This is a genomic window from Synechococcus sp. R5-15 (assembly GCF_047462035.1).
In the GTDB taxonomy this organism is placed as follows: domain Bacteria; phylum Cyanobacteriota; class Cyanobacteriia; order Thermostichales; family Thermostichaceae; genus Thermostichus.
Genome location: NZ_JANSIK010000031.1, coordinates 21864 through 27924, shown reverse-complemented (window position 1 = coordinate 27924; position 6061 = coordinate 21864). Strand labels below are relative to the sequence as shown.

Genomic DNA, 6061 nt, shown 5'->3' with positions numbered 1-6061 from the left:
TCCGTACTGAACATATTATACATTATTTTCAGTATAGTTGAGCTTATTATTGACTAGAGTCATGCTCCTAAAAGCCCTCTAGCCTAACAGGCAGCGCGAACCCCTCCTCCCTGAAGCGTTTTGCTCAACTTTTGCTCTAAGGTTGCACGGCCATCTCCAGGGATCCCCGGTGTACATCAGCGTCATCATTCCCACCTACAACCGCCGTCCCATTTTGGAGCAGTGTCTGCGGGCCTTGGCGCAGCAGCAGCCCGGCCCCTACGAGGGCTACGAGGTGGTGGTGGTGGACGACGGCTCCACCGATGGCACAGTGGAATGGCTGCAGAACAACCCCATCGGCTTGCCCCAGTGGAAACTGTTGCAGCAGGAGCACCGTGGCCCCGCCGCTGCCCGCAACTTGGGGTTTCGCCACGCCCAGGGATCCCTCATCGTCTTTATCGACAGCGACCTGGTGGTGGTGGATCACTTCTTGGCCAGCCACGCCCAGATGCTGCGGCGGCACGGCGTCACAGGGGATCCCCGCTCCCCCCACGAGGCCAAGGTCTTCACCTACGGGCGGGTGATCAACACCAGCAATTTTCAGGATCCCCGCTCCGAACCCTTCAAGCCCACCGATTTTTCGGCAGCCTTTTTCGCCACCGGCAACGTGGCCATTGCCCGCCATTGGTTGGAGCTGGCCTGCGAAACCCCCGCCGGCCCCTTTGACGAGCGGTTTCACCTCTACGGCTGGGAAGACCTGGAGCTGGGGGTGCGGCTAAAACGTTTGGGCCTGCGCCTGGTCAAGTGCCCCCAGGCCACCGGCTACCACTGGCATCCGCCCTTTGAGCTGCAGCAGATCCCAGGATTGATTGAGCGGGAACGGCAGCGGGGCCGCATGGGCATTCTCTTTTACCAAAAACACCCCACCTGGGCCGTGCGCCTGATGATCCAACTGACGCCCCTGCACCAATTCCTGTGGGGGCTTTTATCCCTGGGGGGCTGGCTGAACGAGAAGCGGGTGGAACCGCTGCTGCGCTGGTTGATCCGGCATGGCCGCTCGCAGTTGGCCTTGGAGCTGTGCCGGATTTTTTTCCTCAACTGGTACAACGTGCAGGCCGTTTACGAAAGCTACAGAGCGATGAAGGCGCGAAATAAGGGGATCCACTCGGCTTGAGCTGCCACCAGGGCGGGGTAAGTGAGTCGGCCATAATCCTTGCCGGGAATGAGAGGCTGGCCGGGATCCGGATCGGCACAGCTCAGGGGTTCCCAAACGGCGCCGGCCCCCTTGACAATGGCCCACACTGCCGCCACATCCCAGATCTTGGGCGAGCGTTCTACCGCCCCCAAAAGGCTGCCACCGGCCACCGCCAGCAGGTTGTAGGCAGCGCCCCCCAACATCCGCGCTTTGCAAGGGAATTGCGGGCTAATCCAATGGCTGCTGCGGGAACAGAAATTGAACAATTGGTTGGGGCCGGGTGAGGCGGTGCTAGGACGGATTGGCTGGGGACAGGCGGGATCCCGGTCGTGGCGGGTGAGAAAAGCTCCTGCTGCTGCATCCCCAGGAAACCGAGGCCAATAACCGTAAAAAGTCTGGCGGATGGGCGGCAGATGGACACAGCCAAACACCGGCACGCCCCAATGCAGCAAAGCCAAGGAGCTGCCCCAAATGGGGATCCCACGGGCAAAATTGGTGGTGCCATCCAAAGGATCCACTACCCAACACCACTCCTTCTCGGGAAAAATGTGGTTGGATTCCTCGCTCAGATAACCGTGATCGGGGTAGGCAGCGGCAATGGCCCCTTGAAAAGCGCGATCCGCCCACTCGTCGGAAGAGGTTACCAAGCTGCCGTCGGCTTTTAAGGACTCCGTCCCGCTGGCGCGAACCGTAGGGTGGGCCTGGCCAAAGTCTGCCAAGAGCTGGGATCCCACGCTGGCCGTAGCCTGCAAGGCAAACTCGGTAACCTCCAGCCAGAAAGGGGATAGAGCAGCAGTTGCAGAAGGAGCACTCATGCCCCAATCCTAGCGGGATCCCTGGCTTTTGGGGTGGAAAAGGGGTCGCAATGGCAGCGGATCCCTCACAAGCAGGTTCTAGGCCCATAAGCTGAATAGAATCAAATCATAGGTAAACTCCCCAGCTGGCCGCCCTCCTCCATGAACCAGCGCCTGATTGGACAACTGATTGGCAACCGCTACCGGCTGACCCGCCACATCAGCGAGGGTGGCTACGGCAATGTGTTCGAGGCGGTGGATACCCAGCTCAATGACGAGCTGGTGGCCGTCAAGTTGTTGCGCCCGCCGCCCCCGGACATGGGCCCAGAGTACTACCAGCAACTGCAGCAACGCTTCATGGATGAGGCCAGGGTCAGCGCTCTGTTGGGCGAGCACCCCAACATCGTGCAGGTGCGCTCTTACGGCCTGTACCAAAACCAGCCCTATCTGGTGATGGAGTACCTGAATGCCAAACCCTACAGCGGCCAGGGGTTGGACTATGTGCTGGCTCGGGAAGGCCCCTTGCACCCAGAGCGAGTGGTGAACTTGGCTCTGCAAATTTGCTCTGCCCTGCACCACGCCCACAACTTTCAGATGGATCTGGGCAAGCACTCCATTCGCGGCGTCATCCACCGCGACATTAAACCCAGCAACATCTTTGTGCAGAAAGGGCCCGATGGGAAAGAGCGGGTCAAGATCCTGGACTTCGGCATTTCCAAGCTCATGGGGGAGACCTCTCGTGGCCTGACGCAGACGGGCTATTTTTTGGGCACGATGGTCTATGCCTCGCCCGAGCAAATGCGCGGAGAAAAGCTGGATGGCCGCTCCGACATCTATTCCCTGGGGGTGGTGCTGTACGAGCTGTTAACTGGTGCGTTGCCCTTCGAGCCGGATACCGACACCTTGCAAGGCTGGTACCACGTCCACAACTTTCAAAAGCCCCGCCCCTTCCAAGACCACAAGCTAGCCCACCCCATCCCTGCTGCTCTGGAGAGGGTCATCCTCCAGTGCCTAGAGAAAGACCCTGCCCTCCGCCCGGCCAACATGGAAGTGCTCGGCCAGCAGCTACAGGCTGTCTATGGAAACAAGGTTGCCCCTCCTGCCCCGTTCGTCCCCTCAAGTTCATCTCCTGCATCTCCAGGTGTTCGTCCCCAGCGGATCCCGACCGGATTTGGCCAGCCGACTTCCCAACAGCCGATGGGTCGAGCCGCCCCAGACGAGGAAGAAAAGCTACAACGGGCGGTAAGCCTGATCGAGGCAGGCGAGTACAAGATGGCCGTCCATCTGCTCAATGAGCTGATCCAGAGCGCCCCCAACGAAGCCCGCTACTATCTCTACCGCGGCCTGGCCCACCAACGGCAGGGACATTGGGGCCTTGCCCAGATGGATTATCAAGGGGTGCTGCGGCTGGAGCCGGGTAACCCTTCAGCGGAACAGGGGCTGCGCGAGGTGGAACAGAAGGTTGGGCAGGAACATGTCAACAGCAAGTCCGGCTCTCATCTGTTGGATGCACCCCTGAATGCACCCCGCCTGGGCAAAGGGTCGGCGTTGAGTTGGCTCTTGGCCAATTTGGGGGCGGCTGGGATCGGCTACCTGGGGCTGGGGGCATCAGCGCCTCTGCTGGCGGCTTTGGGATCGCTACAAGAAGCGGTGGCTGGAGCCGGCCTTGGCTTGCTGATGGGGCTGCTGCAGTGGGCGGTGTTGCGGCGGCAGGTTTCGGTGGGATGGGTGGCTGCAACTTTGCTGGCCACGGCTTTGGGCTGGGCGGCGGCGGATTTCCTCGCTCCCCAGGTGGGGGTAGCAACCTCTGCTTTTAACCCGACGGATCCCTGGCTCCAAAATGTCTTGCAGGCAATGGGAGATGCGCTGCGCGGTTTGCTGGTGGGGGTCGGCGTTGGTGGGCTGCAATGGGCCTTGTGGTCTCAGGGCTGGAAAGGTGGCCGGGCTTGGCTCTTGGCGGCAGTTGCCGAAGGGGCAGGATCGGCTCTGTTGATGGGCTGGCTGCTGGCCAATACTACCTTGAACAGTTGGCTGCTGCTGATCGTGGGGCTACTGGCCAACACGCGCCCCCTCAGCGCAATGGTGCTTTTGAATTTGCGCCGGATCCCTACTGTTCAAAATCAACAACAAGCCCCTTAGCCCACAGGGATCCCATCTGAGTTCTCTCTCTCAAGAAGAGGGAAAGACAGGAATCAAAACCGCTCATTATTTTTCTCACGATTTTTCTCACGGTTACCGGGGAGCGCCGTGAGATCCCCAGCTCAGAGCTACGCGACTGGTTGTAGGGAGTAGGGTCGTTTGAGCTACTGAGAAAAGCTCTATGGCCCTGTGCATGCAACGTTTTGGGTGTGGGCCACTGTCCTGGCCTAAATTTCAAGAGGGCAAGGATGCACGCTATAGAGGAACTTTCTAGCGGAGCTATTGCACCGGCTAGTGTCTCATTGCCATTTGAATTGACTATAAGTGCTGCTGCAAAACCAGGAACCAGAATCCTCGCCCGGCGAGTATGTTATGACTCTGAGCTGGAAGCTGTTTTCGAGTAAAACTCACGCATTTCTGTAAACCACTCCAATCGCGAGGGATCCCAGGTGTAGAACATGTGTCCGCCGCGATAATGACGTAGGGTGAGGTTGGCCTTCAACCGCGGATCCAACTTCATCAAATCCACCAGGTGATTCGAGGCAAAGTAGGGCGTGACCAGGTCGTAAAAGCCATGATGAATGCTCACCCGCATGTGGGGGTTGAGGGCCATGCTGCTGCGCAGCTCGTCCATTGCCCCGATGAATCCTTGCTTAAACTCTCCTTTTGGGGTGAACCGCCAGGACTTGAACACCTCCAGGTTCAGTAGGTGATAGGTCAACTCCGTTTCCACCTGCAAGGTCTCTCGCAAGTGGCTGTTGATGGCTGCCGTGAACAGGCGATCGATCCCATCCAAGGTGGGATCGGATCCCTCGAAGGTAGGCCGATCCGGAAAGGGATCCACCGTGGTTACAGAAGCATCGTAGAGCCCCAGCACCAGTCGCTGCGACCGCAACAGCTCGCGGGCAAAACTGGCGATATCGATCCGCCCGCCTTTGTGGGCTACATATTCTGGAGATAGGCCGATCCCTGCTGCCATTTCCTGATACACCGCTTGCCGTTCTGCCTCTGGCATTGCCTCCCCCATGGCCAAGAGGGGCAGCAGACGTTGTCGGGCAAAGTGTTCTGCTTTGGGCAGCAGGATCTGCAAATCCTCCCCCCAGCCACACCGTCCATGATGGGCTGCTGTGGCCACATAGGAAGGGAAAAGGGCTGCCCAGGTGCTGAGGTTGTAATCGTTGGTCTCCAGCAACCCAAACTCAATCGCAGGCGAGATGAGAATGGCCCCCGACAGGCCCACGCCAAACTTGGATTGCAGCTCCTTGGCCAGCCGCGCCACCCGAAACCCACCGTAACTCTCGCCGGCAATGAAAATGGGGGAAAGCCAGCGTTTGTATCGGGAAAGAAAGCCCTGAATGAATTCTCCCAAGGATTGCAAATCCCGCTCCACATCCCAGAAGGGCGATTCCTTAGGAGGCTCCTCCGCCTTAGCATCCGGCTGAGGGGGCTTGGATGCCGGATCGGATTTCTCCCGGGAATCTTTGGGGTCTTGAGAATCCTTGGGCAGGGCGCGGCTGAACCCCGTCCCCACCGGATCGACAAAGACCAGATCGGAAAAGGGCAGCCAGCTTTCGGCATTGTCCACCAGCCGCACCGGGGAGGGGGGCAAACTGCCGTTGGGCCCGAAGCAAATCCGTTTGGGCCCCAGCGCTCCCATGTGCAGGTAGGCAGAAGCTGCCCCAGGCCCACCGTTGAACACAAAAGTGAGAGGGCGGTGCTGAGAGGCGGAGTCTTGCTTTAGATAGGCGACGTGAAAGATCTCGGCCACCGGCTTTTCCCGCTGGAAAAGGGTCTGCCAACCGGCCAGCGCTCTGTAGGTAAAGCTCTCCTCTCCAGCCGTAAACCTGTGCTCGGTGGAGGAGAGGGGGGAAGTGGGCTTAGATTCAGTAGCCATGAAAACAGGGATCCGCAGTCTGATCCCCAGTGAATCACAAGTTGCCGACCCTCAACACTC

Annotated in this window: 4 protein-coding genes; 2 read left to right on the top strand and 2 right to left on the bottom strand. The window is 59.3% G+C overall.

What is annotated here, in order from left to right:
- The first annotated feature begins 169 nt into the window (after positions 1 to 169).
- Positions 170 to 1153, top strand: coding sequence for a glycosyltransferase family 2 protein (locus NW839_RS03350; protein WP_414351237.1), 984 nt, complete (start codon positions 170 to 172; stop codon positions 1151 to 1153).
- Here the strand turns inward: NW839_RS03350 and NW839_RS03345 are convergent.
- Positions 1108 to 1989, bottom strand: a complete 882-nt coding sequence (locus NW839_RS03345) for an inositol monophosphatase family protein (protein ID WP_414351233.1) — start codon at positions 1987 to 1989, stop codon at positions 1108 to 1110. The genes NW839_RS03350 and NW839_RS03345 overlap by 46 nt on opposite strands.
- A gap of 141 nt (positions 1990 to 2130) precedes the next feature.
- Between NW839_RS03345 and NW839_RS03340 the strand changes: the two genes are divergently transcribed.
- Positions 2131 to 4107, top strand: a complete 1977-nt coding sequence (locus NW839_RS03340; RefSeq protein ID WP_414351231.1) for a protein kinase domain-containing protein — start codon at positions 2131 to 2133, stop codon at positions 4105 to 4107.
- Between the two features lie 370 nt (positions 4108 to 4477).
- On the opposite strand, the gene NW839_RS03335 is transcribed toward NW839_RS03340, so the two are convergent.
- On the bottom strand, positions 4478 to 6001 hold the full coding sequence (locus NW839_RS03335) for a S10 family peptidase (RefSeq protein WP_414343926.1): 1524 nt from the start codon (positions 5999 to 6001) through the stop codon (positions 4478 to 4480).
- Positions 6002 to 6061 lie beyond the last annotated feature (60 nt).